17 protein-coding genes are annotated in these 17,964 nt (G+C 61.9%); 12 read left to right on the forward strand and 5 right to left on the reverse strand.

The annotated features are described in order from the left end of the window. Nucleotides 1-59: 59 nt before the first annotated feature. Complete coding sequence (locus ABEB22_RS09245; protein WP_339113182.1) at nt 60-302, reverse strand: accessory factor UbiK family protein; 243 nt, start codon at nt 300-302, stop codon at nt 60-62. Nucleotides 303-539: 237 nt separating this feature from the next. On the opposite strand from ABEB22_RS09245, the gene lgt reads away from it, so the two are divergent. The 3 genes from lgt to pgeF all read left to right on the forward strand — a co-directional run bounded on the left by lgt (nt 540) and on the right by pgeF (nt 3,360). Further along, on the forward strand, nt 540-1,442 hold the full coding sequence (gene lgt, locus ABEB22_RS09250) for a prolipoprotein diacylglyceryl transferase (RefSeq protein ID WP_406870140.1): 903 nt from the start codon (nt 540-542) through the stop codon (nt 1,440-1,442). A gap of 50 nt (nt 1,443-1,492) precedes the next feature. Next, nucleotides 1,493-2,518, forward strand: a complete 1,026-nt coding sequence (locus ABEB22_RS09255) for a class I SAM-dependent methyltransferase (protein WP_406871142.1) — start codon at nt 1,493-1,495, stop codon at nt 2,516-2,518. A 68-nt stretch (nt 2,519-2,586) separates the two neighbouring features. Further along, nucleotides 2,587-3,360: a peptidoglycan editing factor PgeF gene (pgeF, locus tag ABEB22_RS09260; protein WP_339113180.1), complete on the forward strand. Its 774-nt coding sequence runs from the start codon at nt 2,587-2,589 to the stop codon at nt 3,358-3,360. A gap of 50 nt (nt 3,361-3,410) precedes the next feature. Here pgeF and ABEB22_RS09265 read toward each other — a convergent pair whose 3' ends face one another. Continuing rightward, on the reverse strand, nt 3,411-5,237 hold the full coding sequence (locus ABEB22_RS09265) for a M3 family oligoendopeptidase (protein WP_339114529.1): 1,827 nt from the start codon (nt 5,235-5,237) through the stop codon (nt 3,411-3,413). A 390-nt stretch (nt 5,238-5,627) separates the two neighbouring features. On the opposite strand from ABEB22_RS09265, the gene ABEB22_RS09270 reads away from it, so the two are divergent. The 4 genes from ABEB22_RS09270 (at nt 5,628) to ABEB22_RS09285 (ending at nt 9,640) form a co-directional block, all read left to right on the forward strand. Further along, a complete protein-coding gene (locus ABEB22_RS09270; protein WP_339113179.1) occupies nt 5,628-7,040 on the forward strand; it encodes a circularly permuted type 2 ATP-grasp protein in 1,413 nt (470 codons plus the stop codon). A 64-nt stretch (nt 7,041-7,104) separates the two neighbouring features. Further along, nucleotides 7,105-8,061, forward strand: coding sequence for an alpha-E domain-containing protein (locus ABEB22_RS09275; protein ID WP_339113178.1), 957 nt, complete (start codon nt 7,105-7,107; stop codon nt 8,059-8,061). Then, nucleotides 8,058-8,870 (forward strand): transglutaminase domain-containing protein, encoded by an 813-nt coding sequence (locus ABEB22_RS09280; protein WP_406870141.1) that lies wholly within the window; start codon nt 8,058-8,060, stop codon nt 8,868-8,870. Before ABEB22_RS09275 ends, ABEB22_RS09280 begins: the two co-directional genes overlap by 4 nt. A gap of 44 nt (nt 8,871-8,914) precedes the next feature. Next, nucleotides 8,915-9,640, forward strand: coding sequence for a peptidase (locus ABEB22_RS09285; protein WP_339113176.1), 726 nt, complete (start codon nt 8,915-8,917; stop codon nt 9,638-9,640). On the opposite strand, the gene ABEB22_RS09290 is transcribed toward ABEB22_RS09285, so the two are convergent. Then, nucleotides 9,637-10,575, reverse strand: a complete 939-nt coding sequence (locus ABEB22_RS09290) for an alpha/beta fold hydrolase (protein ID WP_406870142.1) — start codon at nt 10,573-10,575, stop codon at nt 9,637-9,639. The genes ABEB22_RS09285 and ABEB22_RS09290 overlap by 4 nt on opposite strands. Beyond that, on the reverse strand, nt 10,572-10,868 hold the full coding sequence (locus tag ABEB22_RS09295) for an SCP2 sterol-binding domain-containing protein (protein WP_339113174.1): 297 nt from the start codon (nt 10,866-10,868) through the stop codon (nt 10,572-10,574). The genes ABEB22_RS09290 and ABEB22_RS09295 overlap by 4 nt, the downstream gene beginning before the upstream one ends. A 64-nt stretch (nt 10,869-10,932) precedes the next feature. Here ABEB22_RS09295 and ABEB22_RS09300 point away from each other — a divergent pair, with 64 nt between their 5' ends. From ABEB22_RS09300 to ABEB22_RS09320, 5 genes are all read left to right on the forward strand, one after another. Beyond that, entirely contained in the window at nt 10,933-11,541 is a 609-nt protein-coding gene (locus ABEB22_RS09300) for a tetratricopeptide repeat protein (protein ID WP_406870143.1), read from the forward strand. A 25-nt stretch (nt 11,542-11,566) separates the two neighbouring features. Then, nucleotides 11,567-14,335: a helicase-related protein gene (locus ABEB22_RS09305; protein WP_406870144.1), complete on the forward strand. Its 2,769-nt coding sequence runs from the start codon at nt 11,567-11,569 to the stop codon at nt 14,333-14,335. Nucleotides 14,336-14,340: 5 nt separating this feature from the next. Further along, nucleotides 14,341-14,652 (forward strand): RNA-binding S4 domain-containing protein, encoded by a 312-nt coding sequence (locus ABEB22_RS09310; protein WP_339113171.1) that lies wholly within the window; start codon nt 14,341-14,343, stop codon nt 14,650-14,652. Nucleotides 14,653-14,761: 109 nt separating this feature from the next. Then, entirely contained in the window at nt 14,762-15,103 is a 342-nt protein-coding gene (gene fdxA / locus ABEB22_RS09315; protein ID WP_339113170.1) for a ferredoxin FdxA, read from the forward strand. A gap of 340 nt (nt 15,104-15,443) precedes the next feature. Then, nucleotides 15,444-15,953: a CarD family transcriptional regulator gene (locus ABEB22_RS09320; protein ID WP_339113169.1), complete on the forward strand. Its 510-nt coding sequence runs from the start codon at nt 15,444-15,446 to the stop codon at nt 15,951-15,953. 67 nt (nt 15,954-16,020) lie between these two features. Here the strand turns inward: ABEB22_RS09320 and ABEB22_RS09325 are convergent, their stop codons facing one another. Next, complete coding sequence (locus tag ABEB22_RS09325) at nt 16,021-17,919, reverse strand: monovalent cation:proton antiporter-2 (CPA2) family protein (RefSeq protein ID WP_339113168.1); 1,899 nt, start codon at nt 17,917-17,919, stop codon at nt 16,021-16,023. Nucleotides 17,920-17,964: the final 45 nt, after the last annotated feature.

A 17,964-nucleotide genomic window follows, 5' to 3' on the forward strand; every position in this document is an offset into this window, starting at 1 on the left:
AACACGGCCATGAAAAAGGGGGCACATGGCCCCCCTTTTTGACTCATGCAGCGCGTGGCTCAGCCCTTGGTTTCGAGCGCGTCCAGACGGGCTTTGAGTGCCTCGTTCTCCTCACGGGCCTTGGTGGCCATCGCTTTGACAGCATCGAATTCCTCACGGGTCACGAAGTCGCGTTCGGCCAGCCAGCGGTCCATCCACGATTTCATCGCCGTCTCGGCCTCGGTGCGGGCGCCTTGAGCAACACCCATTGCATTGGTCATCAGCTTGGACATCTCGTCAAAGAGTTTGTTGGGCGCGGTCATGATCTCTTCCCATCCTCGGGCTAGGGCTTTCAGTTGCCTCATATATGAGGGTTTGCACCCCCGCTGACAAGTCCCGAGCGCGGCGCCGCAGTGCGGCCCGCTCCCTGACAAGCAAGTGTGGGCCGCCAGATTGCCGCCTCCACGGCTTGACTTCCGGTGGCGGGGAAGGCTTTCTCCGGCCATCGCGCGACAACGATTTCACGGCCCCGTTCGCGGCCCTTCCAAGGAGACAGCCCGATGCTGCCACTGGCGATTGCATTTCCGCAGATCGACCCGAATGCCTTTGTCATACCGGTACTGGATCTGCCTATCCGCTGGTATGCGCTGGCCTATATCGCGGGGCTGTTGGCGGGGTGGTTCATCATCATGCGTCTGATGAAGGCGCCAACCCTCTGGGGCGGTCAGGCGCCGATGCCCGCCAAACAGGTGGAAGACCTTCTGACATGGGTGATCGTGGGGGTCATTCTCGGTGGACGGCTGGGCTTTGTGCTGTTTTACGAACCCGCATGGTATCTGAGCCACCCGCTTGAAATCGTGATGGTGTGGAAGGGGGGCATGTCCTTCCACGGCGGGTTCCTCGGCACCGTGATCGCGGTCTGGTTCTATTGTCGCCGCCATAACCTGCCAGTCTGGTCGGTGGGGGATGCCGCCGCGGTGGTGGCACCGATTGGGCTTCTGTTGGGCCGGATCGCCAATTTCATCAAGCCCGAACTCTGGGGGCATCCGACCGATGTGCCATGGGGCGTGATCTTTCCGGGGGAGGCCGCGCAGACCTGTCTGGGGATCGCGGGACAGGTGGACGGCCTATGCGCCCGCCACCCCTCGCAACTGTATGAAGGCGGCCTTGAAGGGATCGTGTTGGGACTGCTTTTGTGGGTGCTGGTCTCGCGCGGGCTCTTGCGCCGGCCGGGGGCGGCTTTCGGGATCTTCCTGATGGGCTATGGCCTTTCGCGTGCCTTTGTCGAACTGTTTCGTCAGGCCGATCCGCAATTCGTGACCGCCACTAACCCGATGGGCTATGTGGTGCAACTGGGCTCGTTCGGTCTGTCGATGGGGCAGGTTCTGTCGCTGCCGATGATCGTGATCGGGCTCGCGATCCTGATACGGGCGCTGCGCAGGCCCAAGGTGGGGGCCGCGTGAGCGGGGATCTGAAATCGCGGCTGCTTGCGGCGATCCGTGCGGATGGTCCGATGCGGCTCGATCACTATATGGCGGCCTGTCTTCTGGACCCGCAGGCGGGCTATTACGGGACCCGTGATCCTTTCGGGCAGGCGGGCGATTTCATTACCGCTCCCGAGATCAGCCAGCTGTTCGGCGAGATGCTGGGCCTGTGTCTGGCGCAGGCCTGGATGGATCAGGGGGCGCCTGCGTGCTTCACGCTGGCCGAGGCGGGACCGGGACGCGGCACACTGATGGCCGATATCCTGCGGGTCGCGGCGCGTGTGCCCGGGATGCTGGAGGCGGCCGATATCCATCTGGTCGAGGCCTCACCCACCCTGCGCGAGGTGCAGGCGAAAACGCTCGGGCATCATCAGGTGACGTGGTGCGAGAGGGTCGAAGACCTTCCCGAAACGGCGCCTCTCTTTTTCGTGGCCAATGAATTCATCGATGCCCTGCCGATCCGGCAGTTTACGCGCACCGAGACGGGCTGGGCCGAGACGCAGGTCGGGGCCGAGGACGAGACCCTGCGCGCAGGGCTTTCGCCCCCGACCCGCCTTGCGCTGCTCGAGCCGCGTTTTGCCCTGACCCGTCCGGGCGATATCGTCGAGATCTGTCCGCAGGCCGTGCCCGTGGTCGAGGCGGTGGCCGCGCGGGTGCGGCATGGCGGCATGGCGATCTTTGTCGATTACGGCGGCTGGCGCAGTTTGGGCGATACATTCCAAGCGCTTGAGAAGCATGAGCCGGTTGATCCCTTCGCCTGTCCGGGTCAGGCGGATCTGACCGCGCATGTGGATTTCGAGCCTCTGGCACAGGCGGCGGTTGCGGCAGGTTTGGCGGTCAGCGAGATGACGGCGCAGGGCGTGCTGCTGGAACGGCTCGGCATCACCCAGCGGGCACAGGCCTTGGCGGGGAAGCTGAGTGACGCGGCGCTCGAGGTCCATATTGCCGCGCATCGCCGCTTGACCCACCCCTCTGAAATGGGTCAGCTGTTCAAGGCGCTTGCCTTTGTCCCGCAGGGCGCGCCGATGCCGCCGGGATTTGCGCCCGCCGGATGATCTGCCGGTAAAGCCTGCCGCCCGAGGGCGGGGTTTGTATGTCCGAGTTCCAATAGAAGCTGAAGAAGATGACAGATACGATGGCCACCACGCTCGAAATCCTGACGTCCCCATTGCTGCGCCCCGTCCGGCATGGCTTCTTTACCCGAAAGGGCGGGGCGTCCTCGGGGATTTTCTCGGGGCTCAATTGTGGTGTGGCCTCGAGCGATCTGAGTTCGGCGGTCGAGGTCAATCGTGCGCGTGTGGCCGAGGCAATGGAGGCCGAGCCCGCCCAGCTCGCTTCGATGCGGCAGGTCCATTCGGCACTGGCTGCCGTGGTTGAAGATCCCGCGCAGCCCGCACCGGAAGCTGACGGGCTGGTGACAAAAACGCCCGGTGTGGTGCTGTCGGTGTTGACGGCGGATTGCCAGCCTGTGCTGTTTTCCGACCCCGAGGCCGGCGTGATCGGCGCCGCCCATGCGGGTTGGAAAGGCGCTTTGGGCGGGGTGCTGGAGGCGACCGTAGAGGCGATGGAGACCCTTGGCGCCGAGCGCGGACGCATCTGCGCGGTGATCGGGCCCTGCATCAGCCAGGCGGCCTATGAGGTGGGCGAGGAGTTCATGGAGACCTTCCTGATGAAAGATCCTGCCTATAGCCGCTTCTTCGCCGGTGGTCCCAATGGCCGCCCGATGTTCGATCTGCCGTCCTTCGGGCTTCAGCGGCTGCGCGACGCGGGCGTGGGGCAGGCCGAATGGATCGGGCGCTGCACCTATGCCGAGCCGGACCGCTTCTATTCCTTCCGCCGCACCACCCATGCCAAAGAGGCCGATTACGGGCGGCTTATCTCGACGATCCGCCTGTAACCGTTTGCAGGCTCAAAGAAAAAGCCGCCCCTTGGGGCGGCTTTTGAGTTTCAGGCTTCTTCCATCGCTTCCAGCTCGTCGATGAAGCCCGCGATCATCGACAGGCCCTTGTCCCAGAAGGCAGGGTCCGAGGCGTCGAGGCCGAAGGGGGCCAGCAGCTCCTTGTGATGTTTCGAGCCGCCCGCCTTGAGCATGTCGAAATATTTCTCCTGGAAGCCGTCAAGCCCGCCCTCATAGGTGGCGTAAAGCGCGTTCACCAGCCCGTCGCCAAAGGCATAGGCATAGACATAGAAGGGCGAGTGGACGAAATGGGGGATATAGGTCCAGAAGGTCTCGTATCCGTCCATGAACTCGAAGGCCGGACCGAGCGACTCGCCCTGCACCGACATCCACAGCGCGTTGATCTGGTCGGGCGTCATCTCGCCCTCGCGCCGCGCGGCGTGGAGCTTGCACTCGAAATCATAGAAGGCGATCTGGCGCACGACCGTGTTGATCATGTCCTCGACCTTGCCAGCCAGCAGCACTTTGCGCTCGGCAGGCGTTTTGGCCTTTTCGAGCATCTTGCGGAAGGTCAGCATCTCGCCGAAGACCGAGGCCGTCTCGGCCAATGTGAGCGGCGTCGAAGCCAGCATCTCGCCCTGACCGGCGGCCAGACATTGGTGCACGCCATGGCCCAGCTCATGGGCCAGCGTCATCACATCGCGCGGTTTGCCGAGGTAGTTGAGCATCACATAGGGGTGGACGGTGGTCACCGTCGGATGCGCGAACGCCCCCGGAGCCTTGCCCGGTTTGACGCCGGCATCAATCCAGCCGCGCTCGAAGAAGGGCTTGGCGAGCTCGGCCATGCGCGGGTCGAAGGCGCCGTAGGCCTCATCGACAATCGCGCGGGCCTCGGACCATTGCACATCGCGCGGAGCCTCGATCGGCAAGGGCGCGTTACGGTCCCAGACCTGCAGTTTGTCGAGGCCCATCCATTTGGCCTTGAGCGCATAATAACGGTGCGAGAGCTTGGGATAGGCGGCCACAACCGCGTTACGCAGCGCCTCGACGACCTCGGGTTCGACATGGTTGGAGAGATGACGCGCGGCCTGGGCCGACGGCATCTTGCGCCAGCGGTCCTCGATCTCCTTCTCTTTGGCCAGCGTGTTGTGCACACGGGCGAAGAGCTTGATATTGGCACCGAACACACGCGCCAGCTCGCGCGCGGCCGCCTCGCGGGTGGCCCGATCATGATCGGCCAGAAGCGTGGTGGTCGATTCGAGGTTCAGCGCCTCACCATTCACCGTGAATTCCAGCGCGGCGGTGGTCTCGTCAAACAGGCGGTTCCACGCAGCCGATCCCACAACCGACTGGTCATGCAGGAATTTCTCCAGCTCGTCCGAGAGCTGATAGGGTTTCATCGCCCGCATACGGTCAAAAACCGGCTTATAGCGCGCGGCGCCGGCATCGGCGAATTGTGCCTTGTAGGTCTCGTCCTCGATGCGGTTGAACTCGAGGCTGAAGAACACCAGAGGCGTGGTGTAGGCAGTGATCTTGTCCTGCGCGTCCGACATCATCTTGGCGCGATCGGGATCGACCGTGTTCTGGTAATAGCGTAGGCCGACATAGGACATGATACGTCCGGCAGTGGTCTCGATCTCTTCGTAGCGGCGGATACACTCGGCCATTTCCGCGCCCGAAAGTGCGGCCAGTTTGCCCTCATAATCGGCGGCGAAACTCGCGCAGTCCTTTTCGACCTTGGCCATATCGGCGGCATATTCGGGGCTATCCGGTGCGGGATAGAGGTCGCTCAGGTCCCATTCGGGCAGGGCGCCGAACTTGCCGGTCCCTGCGGTGGCATTCGCATCCATGACGGGGGTTTTGAGATGAAGTGTCATCATGTCCTCTTTTCCGTGTCTCCCAAGAGATAGGCTGCATGGGCAGCGAGGGGAAGGGGCAGCGGCGGGACATCGGGGAATTGACCACAATGTCATACTTCCTACAATTTTTTATGCGCCGCGCTTGCCATTCTGCGGAAATGCCCAAATTATTATATTCATAACGATCAAAAAATAAGTGCAAGATGTCGAGTTTTGCGCTGGGGAGTGTGCGATGTTGCTTCGGCGATGGGCGTCGGGGGGAACCCGGAGGGATTGCTTAAATTATAAGCATAGGTCTAATTTTACGACATTTTTCAAAGCAGAAAGACGGCCGCAGGGACTGGTTCGCTTCCCCTTGGTGAATGCGTTGCCTAATCTTCCCTTAAGAGGTGAAGGAGTCGAGGCGCAATGATCCAACATTTCAATGAGATGTATGACGGAGGCTCGGTGCGAGAGCCCTATGCGCGGCTAGAGGGATGGACCAATTCCATGCCTGCCGAGTTGCGCCAGATGAAGCAGGCCGAAGCCGAGCAGCTCTTCCGCCGCATCGGCATTACCTTCGCCGTTTATGGTGAAGGCGGCGACCCCGACCGGCTGATCCCTTTCGATATGTTCCCGCGTGTCTTTACGCAGAAGGAATGGCGCAAGCTGGAGGCCGGCATCAAGCAGCGCGCCCGTGCGCTGAACGCCTTTCTCAAGGATGTCTATAACAAGGCCGAGATCGTGAAGGCGGGCAAGATCCCTGCCAAGCTTGTCTATCAGAACGAGGCCTTCGAGCGCGCGGTGATGGGCTTCACACCCGCCATGGGGATCTACAGCCATATCGTGGGCATCGATCTAGTGCGCACCGGCCCCGAGGATTTCTACGTTCTGGAGGATAACTGCCGCACGCCCTCGGGGGTCAGCTACATGCTGGAGAACCGCGAGATCATGATGCGGATGTTCCCCAAGCTGTTCCACGAGAACCGGATCGAGCCGGTCGATGGCTATGCCGAGGCGCTCAGGCGCACGCTGGCCTCCGTGGCGCCTGCCAAATGTGACAAGGACCCGACCATCGCGATCCTGACGCCCGGCCATTACAACTCGGCCTATTACGAGCATAGCTTCCTTGCCGATCTGATGGGGGTCGAACTGGTCGAGGGGCCCGATCTCTTCTGCGAGGGCGGGTTCGTGTGGATGCGCACGACCGAGGGCCCCAAGAAGGTGGATGTAATCTACCGCCGGATCGATGATGCTTTCCTTGATCCGCTCTGCTTCCGTCCCGATTCCATGCTGGGCGTGCCCGGCCTGATGGATTGCTACCGTTCGGGCGGTGTCAGTATCTGCTCGGCGCCCGGTGCAGGTGTGGCCGATGACAAGGCCGTCTATACATTCGTGCCCGAGATGATCCGCTTCTATCTGGGCGAGGAGCCGATCCTGCAGAACGTGCCCACATGGCAATGCGCCAAAACGGACGATCTGAAATATGTGCTCTCCAACCTGCCGGAACTGGTGGTCAAAGAGGTCCATGGCTCGGGCGGTTACGGCATGCTGGTCGGCCCGAAATCCACGAAGGAGCAGATCGAGATCTTCCGTCGCAAGATCGAGGAAGATCCCGAGAATTACATTGCCCAGCCGACGCTGGCGCTCTCGACGACGCCGACCTTTGTCAACGAGGGCGTGGCTCCGCGCCATGTGGATCTGCGGCCCTACTGTCTGGTGGGTGAGAAGATTGAACTTGTTCCCGGAGGTCTGACGCGCGTTGCGCTGACCGAAGGCTCTTTGGTGGTGAATTCCTCGCAAGGCGGGGGCGTTAAAGACACTTGGGTTCTGGCGGAATGAGGGGGAAGCCATGCCGAGAGACAATTACGCCGGAATTGCCACCCGTTTCGAGAGGAGAGGTGGCATGCTGAGCCGGACCGCCGAAAACCTGTTCTGGATTGCCCGCTATATCGAGCGGGCGGAGACCATGGCCCGCCTGTTGGAAGTGGGCGCGCGGATCACCATGATCCCGCAGGCCAATGGCGATGGCTATCGCAGCGAGTGGGAGAGCCTTTTACAGGCCTCGGGCACCGCTGACGGCTTTGCCGATAAATATGGCGATCCGGTGCAGCGCAATATCGAGAGCTATATGTTCTTCGATCGTGACAACCCGTCTTCCGTGATTTCCTGTATCGAGCGGGCCCGCGAAAATGCGCGGATCGTGCGCACCGCGATCTCGGGCCAGCTCTGGGACGTGCTGAACATGGCCTTTCAGGAGTTGCGCCAGCTTGAACGCCGACCGCGCTCCGAGCTGGAACTGACCGATCTGACCGAATGGGTCTCGCGCCAATCGACCATGGTGCGTGGGGCCATTGATTCGACGCTTCTGCATAATGACGGCTACCATTTCCTCAATATCGGTTTCGCGCTGGAGCGGGCCGATAACACCGCGCGGCTTCTGGATGTGAAATATTACGTTCTGCTGCCGTCGCTCGATTTTGTGGGATCTGAGCTCGATAGTTATCAGTGGCACACACTGCTGCGCACGCTGCAGGCGCATCGCGCCTTCCATTTCGCCTATGGCGGCGAGCTGACGGCGCGCAAGATCGCGCATTTCCTGATCCTCAACCCGCAGAGCCCGCGCTCGCTGATCACGGCCGCCGAGAAGGTGACCTACCATCTGGAATGCCTTGCCCGCGATTACCGCAAATCGGGGCTGCCGCAGATGCGGGCCCGCGCGCTTCTGGGCGAGTTGCAGAAAGCCGAGGTCGAGGATATTTTCGACGAGGGGCTGCACGAGTTCCTGACCCGCTTCATCGGCGAGGTCTCCGGCCTGACCTCGACCGTGTTCGAGACCTATCTATCGGGTGAGGCAAGATGATCCTGACCGTCAACCATGTAACGATTTACGATTACGATGCGCCCATGCGCAGCTCCGTTCAGTCGCTCAGGCTCTTTGCCTCGCGCCATGACGGGCAGCGGGTCATCGACTGGGATGTGGCCGTGCAGGGGGGCGTCCTTGGCGGCGCCTTCCGTGACGGCGCGGGTGACAGGATCGAGGGCTGGTCCGTGCGCGGGCCTCTCGAGCAGCTGCGCATCACCGTGCGGGGCCGTGTCGAGACGGCCGATACTGCGGGCATGCTGCGCGGCCATCGCGAAACGATCAACCCTCTGGCCTATCTGCGCGAGACCGCTCTGACCCATGACGACGGCACGCTCTCGGCGCTGGCCGCCAAGGGCGTGACGGGCAAGGAAGAGCCTCTGGAGCAGGCGCACCGCCTGTGCCGTCTGACGGCCGACGAGGTCGAATACCAGTCCGGCGAGACCGAAGCCAGAACCACCGCCTCCGAGGCGCTGCATCGCAAGAAGGGCGTATGTCAGGATCAGGCGCATGTGCTGATCACCATGGCGCGCGCGCTGGATGTGCCCGCGCGCTATGTGACGGGCTATCTCTTTGGCGAGGGTGAGGGCGAGCGCGACGAGGCCAGCCACGCATGGGCCGAGCTGTTTGTGGAGAATTACGGCTGGGTCGGGTTCGATCCGGCCAATCGCTGCTGTCCGGATGCGCGCTATATTCGTATCGGTTCGGGGCTTGACGCGCAGGATGCGGCACCGATCCGCGGGATTGCACAGGGTATGGGCGAGGAGCGCATGAAGGTTTCCGTTGCTCTGGAAAGCGTCCAGCAATAAATCGGCGATGTAATGAGTGCTCAACGAATCGCCCGAGGATAAGAATGACCTATTGCGTCGGACTGTTGCTGGATGCCGGAATGGTATTGTTGTCCGATACGCGGACCAATGCCGGACTGGATAACATCTCGACCTATAAGAAGATGTTCACCTTCGAGGCGAAGGGCGAACGGGTCATAACGGTCATGACGGCGGGCTCGCTGTCGGTCACCCAGACCACGATCGCCCAGCTGCGCGAAGCGATCGAAGACCCCGAGGCCACCGCCGAGACCTCGATCATGCTGGCGCCCACCATGCTGAAAGTTGCCGAGATCATCGGGGCGACGCTGGCGCGGGTGCGCAGCTCGATCAATGCCAAGATGGAAATGAGCCAGGTGTCGACCTCGGCGTCGATGATCGTGGCAGGGCAGCGTCAGAACGGCGCGATGCGGATGTTCCTCGTCTATCCCGAGGGCAATTTTATCGAGGCGACGGAGGACACGCCGTTCCTGCAGATCGGCGAGCATAAATATGGCAAGCCGATCCTCGACCGTGTGGTGCAGAAAACCACACCGCTGGAAGATGCCAAGAAGGCGGTTCTGCTGTCGATGGATTCGACCCTGCGCTCGAATCTGTCGGTGGGGATGCCGCTTGATCTTGCCGTTATCCGCGATGGCGATCTCGCGGTGAGCGAGACTACCCGTATCGAGGCACAGGACCCGCAGTTCATGGCCATGTCGCAGGCATGGTCGGATGTGCTGCGTGACGGGTTTTCCGAGATCAAGATCTAAAGGGCTTTCCCGAACGCCCCGACACAGCCGTCAAAGAACCGCTTGCGCCGCTCGGGCGTATCCATCATGACCTCGTGCTCGGCCCCGTCGATCCAGTCGAGCGTGCCCTTGCGCCAGCCACGCATGCGGTGATCGACCGCCGCGATATCGATGACGCGCTCGTCGGTGCCGACCGAACAGTAGCAATGCAGATCGGGCGAGGGGCGTTGGGCCAGACGGTCGCATTCCAGCACGCCTTCCGCCGCCCAGCCAAGGGTCGGTCCTCCGAGGGACAGTTCGGGCACGCGGGTGGCATGATCGACCAGAAACGCCCACATGTCGCGGTCCTTGGTCAGTAGGTTATCCTCGAATTCCGTGTTCAGCACATAGCAGGCAGGTCCCATTCCGGGAGGGAACAGGCCGGTGATCCTGAGCTGGCGGATCAGATTGGCCAGCGGTTTGCGGATCAGCGCCACGGGTGGCGGGAGTTTGATGCCGAACATCGGCCCCGAGAAGGCGCAGGCCGCGAAGGGGCTGCCATCGAGCAACCGGCGCAGCGCGATGGTGCCGCCCATCGAATGTCCGACCACGAACCAGGGGCGCGGCAGGTCCAGCGCATGCGCGGCCTCGAGAACCTCGTCGAGATCGGTCTGGAAGGCGTCGAAATGCGTCACATGGCCCTTCATCCGGTTGTCCAGTGCGCGGTCGGCCAGCCCCTGTCCGCGCCAGTCCACGGTCAGCATGGCAAAGCCGCGCGCCTCGAAATCACCTGCGGCAGGTCCGTATTTCTCGATATATTCGGTCCGGCCGGGCAACAGGAAAACGGTGCCGCGCGGATGCTGCGGGCCGCGCCACAGGCCGAGCCGGATGCGCACTCCGTCCGCCGTCTCCAGCCAGAAGGCCTGTCCGCCTTCGGGCCCGCGGGCCAGATCGGCATGGAAGGGGGCAGGGATCATTTCGCTAAGGCCTGCCCCAACTGCATCGCCAGCCCCATCGGTCCGTCGAGCTTCAGCTTGCCGGTCATATAGGCGCTCATCGGGTTCACGGTGCCGCCCAGCAGGCCTTCGAACGTGTCACGCGTGGCGCTCAGGGTCACCTCGGACGGCGTGTCGATCCCGCCTGCGCGCACGCCATTCGGGTCCACAATGATCGCGCCTTCGTCATGGATCACGAATTTCGCGACCTGTGGAAACCCTTCGGGAAGACGCTTTTCAAGGGCTTCGACGGCGGCGGCAATGACTTTGCTCATAGGGTGCTCCGAATTGTGATATTTTCAGGCTCGATTTCGAACGCGTTTCAGGTACTCTTTCACCATGAGCATGATCCAATGGACAGACAAATTTTTTGTTTCTTCGCGGCGGCTTTTTGGCGGCGCGGCGGCTATTTGCCTGATTTCGGGGAGTGTCTGGGCGCAATCGGCCAGCCAACCCGCCCAGCAGCATGCCGATTCGTCGGTGGATGGCGCTTTCAGCGAGCTGGCCGATCCTGACAATGCCGCATGGGCGCGTGCGCAATCCGATATAGAGCGGGCGTGGTCGCGTTCGGGATCGGCGGCGATGGATCTGCTGCTGAAGCGCGGCGAGGATGCGCTCGATCAGGGCGATACCGAGGCCGCGATCGAACATCTGACCGCGCTGACCGACCATGCGCCCGATTTCGCCGAGGGCTGGAATACGCGCGCGCAGGCCTATTACATGGCGGGGCTCTATGGTCCGGCAATCTCCGATCTGGCGCAGACATTGCGGCTCGAGCCGCGCCAATGGGTCGCTTTGGCGGGAATCGGCATGATCCTCGAGGAAACCGGTGATAATAAGCGTGCGCTGAAGGCCTATCAGGCCTCTTTCGGCTTGAATCCGCATCAGCAGGATGTGAAAGACGCAATCGACCGGCTTGAAAAAATGCTGGGTGGCACGCCTCTTTGAAGCTGCCCCCTGCGCGAAAGGAACTATGTCTGGGCGAGTGACCGCGGTCCTTGGGCCGACCAATACCGGCAAAACGCATTATGCCATCGAACGTATGCTGGGCCACCGCACCGGCATGATAGGTCTGCCTTTGCGCCTTCTGGCGCGCGAGGTCTATGACCGGATCGTGGCCATGCGCGGCCCCTCCGTTGTGGCGCTGGTGACAGGCGAGGAGCGCATCGTGCCCGAGCGCACCCAGTATTGGGTCTGCACGACTGAGGCCATGCCCGACAATATGGGCGTGGATTTTCTGGCGCTCGACGAGATCCAGCTTTGTGGCGATCCGGAGCGGGGGCATGTCTTTACCGACCGGCTGCTGAATGCGCGGGGTCTGCACGAGACGCTTCTGCTGGGCTCGGAGACCATGAAGGGCGCGATTGCCGCGCTGGTGGACCGGGTGCAGTTCACCCGCCGCGAGCGATTTTCGAACCTGACCTATTCGGGCTCCAAGAAGACCTCGCGGATGCCGCCGCGCTCGGCGATCGTGGGTTTTTCGGTAGATAACGTCTATGCCATCGCCGAACTGCTGCGTCGCCAGAAGGGCGGCTGTGCGGTGGTGATGGGGGCGCTGAGCCCGCGCACCCGTAACGCGCAGGTTGCCATGTATCAAAATGGCGATGTCGATTATCTGGTGGCGACCGATGCGATCGGCATGGGTCTGAACCTCGATATCGACCATGTGGCCTTTTCCTCGACGGTGAAATTCGATGGCCGCCGGATGCGCTCGCTCTTTCCCTACGAGATCGGCCAGATCGCAGGAAGGGCAGGGCGCTACAAGACCGATGGCACTTTCGGTGTGACCGGTGAGGCGCGGCCTTTCGAGGAGGGCGTGGTCGAGGCGGTGGAAAACCACCGTTTCGCGCCGCTCGACCGGCTGCAATGGCGCAATTCCAAGCTGGAATTCGGCACGACCGACTGGCTGATCGCCTCGCTCGAGATGCAGCCCCAGCACGAGCGCCTGACACGGGGCCGCGAGGCGGATGACCTGCGCGCGCTCAAAACGCTGACCGCGATGCCCGAGGTGATCGACCGCGTCACCAGCCCAAAAGATGTGCGGCTATTGTGGGATGTTTGCCGTATTCCGGATTTCCGCTCGATTTCCGAAATGGAACATGCAACGCTTCTGGCGCGGATTTTCGAGTTCTTGCAGACCGGAAAAGGTGTGCCCGGCGACTGGCTGGCACGTCAGGTCGAAAGGATTGATCGGGTGCATGGCGATATCGATGCCATATCGCGCCGATTGGCGTTTATCCGCACATGGACCTATGTCGCGCAGCGAAAAGGCTGGGTCGAAGACGAATTGCATTGGCGCGAGGAGACGCGCGCTGTAGAAGACCGATTGTCAGATGCGTTGCATAGCGCGCTGACCCAACGATTTGTGGACCGGCGCACCAGTGTGTTGCTGCGGCGGCTCAAGCAGAAGGAGACCCTCGTGGCCGAGGTGAACGACAAGGGTGAAGTGACGGTCGAAGGCGAATTCGCCGGCCGTCTGGATGGGTTCCGCTTCCAGCAGGATGGCACGTCCAGCCCCGACGAGGCGAAAATGCTGGCCCGCGCGGCCTATGAGGCACTCAAGCCGGAATTCAGCCTGCGGGCGGACCGGTTCTATAATGCCCCCGACACAGAAATGGATTTCACCGAACAGGGTGGCCTGATGTGGGGCACGACTGCGGTCGGCAAGCTGGTGAAAAGCGATGATCCCCTCAAGCCCTCCGTGCAGGCCTTCGTCGATGACGAGGCCGGTGCCGATGTGGCCGAGAAGGTCACGCGCCGCCTGCAGCATTTCATCGACCGCAAGGTGGCAGCGCTCTTCGAGCCGCTGCTGTCGATGTCGCGCGATGAGGGTGTGACCGGTCTTGCCCGTGGCTTCGCGTTCCGTCTGGTCGAGGGCATGGGCATCCTCCCGCGCGAGGATGTGGCCAACGAGGTCAAGGATCTGGATCAGGAGGCGCGTGGCCTCCTGCGCAAACATGGCGTGCGCTTCGGCCAATACACCATCTTCCAGACCCAACTGCTAAAGCCTGCGCCGACGCGTCTGCGTCTGGTTCTGGCCTCGCTCTTCGACGGTCTGGATGATTTCCCCGAAAGCCCGCCCCCGGGTCTGGTGACGATCCCCAATGTGGAGACGGTCGACCGCACCGCCTATATCCGCGCGGGCTATCGCCCCGCAGGGGCACGCGCGATCCGTATCGACATGCTGGAACGTCTGGCCGATCTTCTGCGCAGCCAGGATAGCCGTGGCGGTTTCGAGGCCAATCCCGACATGCTGTCGATCACCGGCATGACGCTCGAGCAGTTCTCGGACCTGATGCAGGGTCTGGGCTACGAGGCGGAGAAGGGCGAGCGCGAGAAAGCCAAGGCGGCACCCGCGCCGCAGGTCAAGCCCGAGGGCGAAGCCATCAACCCGATCCCCGAAGAACAGAGTGTTGTCGCCGAAGAGACCGAAGCCTCTGCCTCCGAAGGCCCCGAGATGGAGGTGTTCTATACCTTCAAATGGGTGCCGCGGGCCCGTAACCGTGCATCGCGCCGCGAGGCCGGTGAGGGTGAAGGACGTGGCAATCAAGGTGGCAAGCGCCGCTCCGAAGGCAATCGTCGCAACGATGGCGAGCAACGCCGTGGCGGCAAGCCAGGTAACAAGGGCAAAGGTGCCCCCAAAGGTGGCCAGAAATTCGAGGCACGCCCGCCGAAGAAAGAAAAGCCGATGGATCCCGATAGCCCCTTCGCGATTCTCGCAAGCCTCAAGGACAAGAAATAAGTCCGATGTCCGAGGGTCCGCAGATCCGCATCGACAAATGGCTCTGGCAGGCGCGGTTCGTAAAGACGCGCACGCTGGCCGCCGCTCTGGTGTCGGGGGGGAAACTGCGGATCAACGGTCAGAAAATCACCAAGCCCGGGCGGTCCATCGGCCCGGGCACTATTCTGACCCTGTCACTGGGGGGCGGGGTGCGGGTGCTCGAAGTGCTCGAATGCGGCGAACGCCGCGGCCCTGCGCCGGAAGCCCGTCTGCTCTACCGCGATCTGGATGGAACGGATGTTTCGTCGGGTCCGGATGGGGAAGAACAGCGCGCCTGATCTGTTTGCGTTTTCCACAAGTCCCGTCTTATGCGCCAGCGCCGTCTTGCATCACGGCTCTCATGGGGCTACCAAGCCTGAAACGTCCAATAATGTCCGGATTCGTGCCATGACCTATGTCGTTACCGACAACTGCATCAACTGCAAATACACGGATTGCGTCGAAGTCTGCCCGGTGGATTGCTTCTACGAGGGCGAGAACACGCTGGTGATCCATCCCGACGAATGTATCGATTGTGGTGTGTGTGAACCGGAATGCCCCGCGGACGCGATTCGTCCCGATACCGAGCCGGGAATGGAAGACTGGGTCGAGATGAACCGCAAATATTCCGAACTGTGGCCGGTTCTGACTCAGAAAAAAGATCCGATGCCCGATCACGAGAAATATGACGGCGAAACCGGCAAGATGGAGAAATATTTCTCCGAGGCGCCGGGCGAGGGCGATCAGTAAGCCTTTGCTGCCTCACTGGTTTTTTGAACGAAGCCGGGATGTGCAACGCGCCTTCCCGGCTTTGTCATGACTGTTGAGCGGGCAGTATCCGCCGCAACATGGTTTCCGGCGTAAAGGATTTGTTAATCTTGTCATGGCGCGGTATTGACGCCGTGCTTTTCTGATCGTCGTTTTTATGGTATGGTCAGGCCATAATAGATCCGGACCCCTCTGTTACGGCATGCTCACCGTCTCAGTGATCTCACAGATATATGGCACCCGCGCGGCGCTTCGGCAGCCGGAGGGTGTCTTTTTCGCTGTGGGAACGGGCCGAACGGATTGCCTGCAAGGAAGCGACTGAATGACCAAGAAGAAATCGGAATTCCGCCCTGACGATTACGTTGTGTATCCCGCTCATGGTGTCGGCAAGATCATGTCGATCGAAGAGCAAGAGATTGCGGGCCTGAAGCTCGAGCTTTTTGTTATCTCCTTCGAAAAAGATAAAATGACCCTCCGCGTGCCGACCGCCAAAGCGACCGAGGCCGGTCTGCGTGGTCTTGCCTCCGAAGACGAGGTGACCCGCGCGCTGAACACGCTCAAGGGTAAGGCCAAGGTGAAGCGCGCCATGTGGTCGCGTCGTGCGCAGGAATACGAACAGAAGATCAATTCCGGCGATCTGCTGTCCATTGCGGAAGTTGTGCGCGACCTGCACCGCGCCGATGACCAGCGCGAGCAGTCCTACTCGGAGCGTCAGCTCTATGAAGCCGCGCTCGAGCGTCTGACCCGCGAGATCGCGGCTGTCTCGGGCACTGACGAGGCCGGTGCGGCAAAGAAAGTCGACGAAGTGCTCGACAGCCGCGCCGCCGCCTGACCATATCGCTTTCCTGATAGAAAAGCGGGCCCCGAGTGGCCCGCTTTTTGTATTTCTGGTGTCGGGATCAGTCGTCCAGCTCACCCACGCTGGCAGGCCGGTCGGTATCCACCTTGGGGGGCGGGGCGTTGTCCCCACGCATCGCGAACCGCTGCGCGATGGCCGCCTGCAGGCCCGCATTCTTCTCCTTGGTTCTTGCGATATACTCGTGGTTCTGTTCGATCGGCACACCCGGTTTCCAGACCTCCGCAAGATCGCGCACCATGGCACGGTCCATCTTGAAGAAGATTTTCTCCAGTTCTGCAGCCTCGTAATCCGACAGCCCCACATTCTCCAGCACATAGCGCCCGACGCGCAACGAGCTGTCATACATCTCGCGCACGATGTCATTCGCACCGGCTTTATACAGCTCGTAGACATGCACGCGGTCGCGGGCACGAGCGATGATATGCAGATCGGGGCGGAGTTTTCGGGCGTAGGTCACAAGCCGCGTCACCGCATCCTTGTCATCCAGCACGGCCACCAGCACCTGCGCTTTCATGATGCCTGCGGCGGCCAGCAGTTCGGGTCGAGTCGGGTCGCCGAAATAGCCCTTATAGCCGAAAGTGCGCATCAACTGGATCATCTTGAGGTCGTTATCGAGCATGGTGGTGCGGAAGCCCGACATGGTGACCAGCTGGTTCACCACCTGCCCGAAGCGGCCGATGCCGGCGATGATGATCGGTTGCTGCTCGTCGATCTCGTCGGGCTTTGGTGTCTCCTCGCGCAGTCGCGAAGCCAAGGCGCCTTGCAGGATGAACAGGAGCGGTGTGATCAGCATGGAGAGCGCGATAACCAGCAGGATCTTCTCGGCCAGATCATTGGGAAAGATCCGCTGGCTGACCGCGAAGGACACGAGCACAAAGCCGAATTCCCCCGCCTGTGCCAGCCCGAGTGTGAATAGCGACCTGTCGCGCCCCTGCATCTTGAAGAGGCGCGCGAGGCCGTAGAGGACAGCGATCTTCAACGCGACCACCCCGATGACGATCCCGGTGATTTCGAACGGGGCCGCAAAGAAGACGGCGAAATTGATGCCAGCGCCCACGGTGATGAAGAAGAGCCCCATCAGCAGGCCCTTGAATGGCTCGATGGAGGCTTCCAGTTCGTGGCGGAATTCGCTATCGGCCAGAACTACGCCCGCAAGGAACGTGCCGAGTGCGGGCGAGAGCCCCACCATATTCATCAGCGTGGCGATCCCCACCACGATCAGCAGGGCGGTGGCGGTGTTCATTTCAGGCAGGCGGGTGCTTTGCACGAAGCGGAACATCGGGCGCACAAGATAATGGCCCGCCAGCACGACCAGCGCCACGGCGGCCAGCGTCAATAGTGTTACGCCCCAGCCGGGCAGGGTCGCGATAAAGGCCGAGACCGGATTATGCGCCTGCGCCTCGGCCTTGGCCAGCGCCCGCGCGCCGGGTTGTGCCAGCAGGGGCAGGATCGCGAGCATCGGGATCACTGCGATATCTTGCGTCAGCAGCACGGCAAAGGTGGATCGCCCGCCCGGGGTCTGCATCAGTTTGCGCTCGTTCAGGGTCTGCAGAACGATGGCGGTCGAGCTGAGCGAGAAGATCATGCCCAGTGCAAGCGCCACCGAGAGTGGCTGCCCGAAGGCCATGGCAAAGGCCGTGACCGCCACCAGCGTGATTACCACCTGCAGCCCGCCCAAGCCCACCAGCTTGTCGCGCATCGCCCAGAGCGCGCGGGGTTCCAGTTCGAGCCCGATCAGGAACAGCATCATCACCACACCGAATTCGGCAAAATGCTGGAGATCGTCCATTTCCGAACCGGTCAGGCCCAGCACCGGCCCGATCATCAACCCCGCGATCAGATAGCCCAGAACCGACCCGAGCTTGGCCCGTGTCGCCAGCGGCACCGCAATGATCATGGCGAACAGATACAGGGTGGCCTGAAGCAGAAAAGCTTCCATTTGTGCGATCGTCTTTCAATTCGGCGCGGGAGACGCGCGAGGGGT

It is taken from the genome of Thioclava sp. 'Guangxiensis' (assembly GCF_045348365.1).
Taxonomy (GTDB): Bacteria; Pseudomonadota; Alphaproteobacteria; order Rhodobacterales; family Rhodobacteraceae; genus Thioclava; species Thioclava kandeliae.

Excerpts from the sequence above, each read along its gene's own strand:
- ABEB22_RS09275 (WP_339113178.1), top strand. The coding sequence starts at position 7,105 with ATGCTGAGCCGGACCGCCGAAAACCTGTTCTGGATTGCCCGCTATATC.
- ABEB22_RS09310 (WP_339113171.1), top strand. The coding sequence starts at position 14,341 with ATGTCCGAGGGTCCGCAGATCCGCATCGACAAATGGCTCTGGCAGGCG.
- fdxA (WP_339113170.1), top strand. The coding sequence starts at position 14,762 with ATGACCTATGTCGTTACCGACAACTGCATCAACTGCAAATACACGGAT.
- ABEB22_RS09285 (WP_339113176.1), top strand. The coding sequence starts at position 8,915 with ATGACCTATTGCGTCGGACTGTTGCTGGATGCCGGAATGGTATTGTTG.
- ABEB22_RS09245 (WP_339113182.1), bottom strand. The coding sequence starts at position 302 with ATGACCGCGCCCAACAAACTCTTTGACGAGATGTCCAAGCTGATGACC.
- ABEB22_RS09305 (WP_406870144.1), top strand. The coding sequence starts at position 11,567 with ATGTCTGGGCGAGTGACCGCGGTCCTTGGGCCGACCAATACCGGCAAA.
- ABEB22_RS09280 (WP_406870141.1), top strand. The coding sequence starts at position 8,058 with ATGATCCTGACCGTCAACCATGTAACGATTTACGATTACGATGCGCCC.
- lgt (WP_406870140.1), top strand. The coding sequence starts at position 540 with ATGCTGCCACTGGCGATTGCATTTCCGCAGATCGACCCGAATGCCTTT.
- ABEB22_RS09325 (WP_339113168.1), bottom strand. The coding sequence starts at position 17,919 with ATGGAAGCTTTTCTGCTTCAGGCCACCCTGTATCTGTTCGCCATGATC.
- ABEB22_RS09255 (WP_406871142.1), top strand. The coding sequence starts at position 1,493 with ATGCGGCTCGATCACTATATGGCGGCCTGTCTTCTGGACCCGCAGGCG.
- ABEB22_RS09320 (WP_339113169.1), top strand. The coding sequence starts at position 15,444 with ATGACCAAGAAGAAATCGGAATTCCGCCCTGACGATTACGTTGTGTAT.
- ABEB22_RS09270 (WP_339113179.1), top strand. The coding sequence starts at position 5,628 with ATGATCCAACATTTCAATGAGATGTATGACGGAGGCTCGGTGCGAGAG.
- pgeF (WP_339113180.1), top strand. The coding sequence starts at position 2,587 with ATGACAGATACGATGGCCACCACGCTCGAAATCCTGACGTCCCCATTG.
- ABEB22_RS09290 (WP_406870142.1), bottom strand. The coding sequence starts at position 10,575 with ATGATCCCTGCCCCCTTCCATGCCGATCTGGCCCGCGGGCCCGAAGGC.
- ABEB22_RS09265 (WP_339114529.1), bottom strand. The coding sequence starts at position 5,237 with ATGACACTTCATCTCAAAACCCCCGTCATGGATGCGAATGCCACCGCA.
- ABEB22_RS09295 (WP_339113174.1), bottom strand. The coding sequence starts at position 10,868 with ATGAGCAAAGTCATTGCCGCCGCCGTCGAAGCCCTTGAAAAGCGTCTT.
- ABEB22_RS09300 (WP_406870143.1), top strand. The coding sequence starts at position 10,933 with ATGAGCATGATCCAATGGACAGACAAATTTTTTGTTTCTTCGCGGCGG.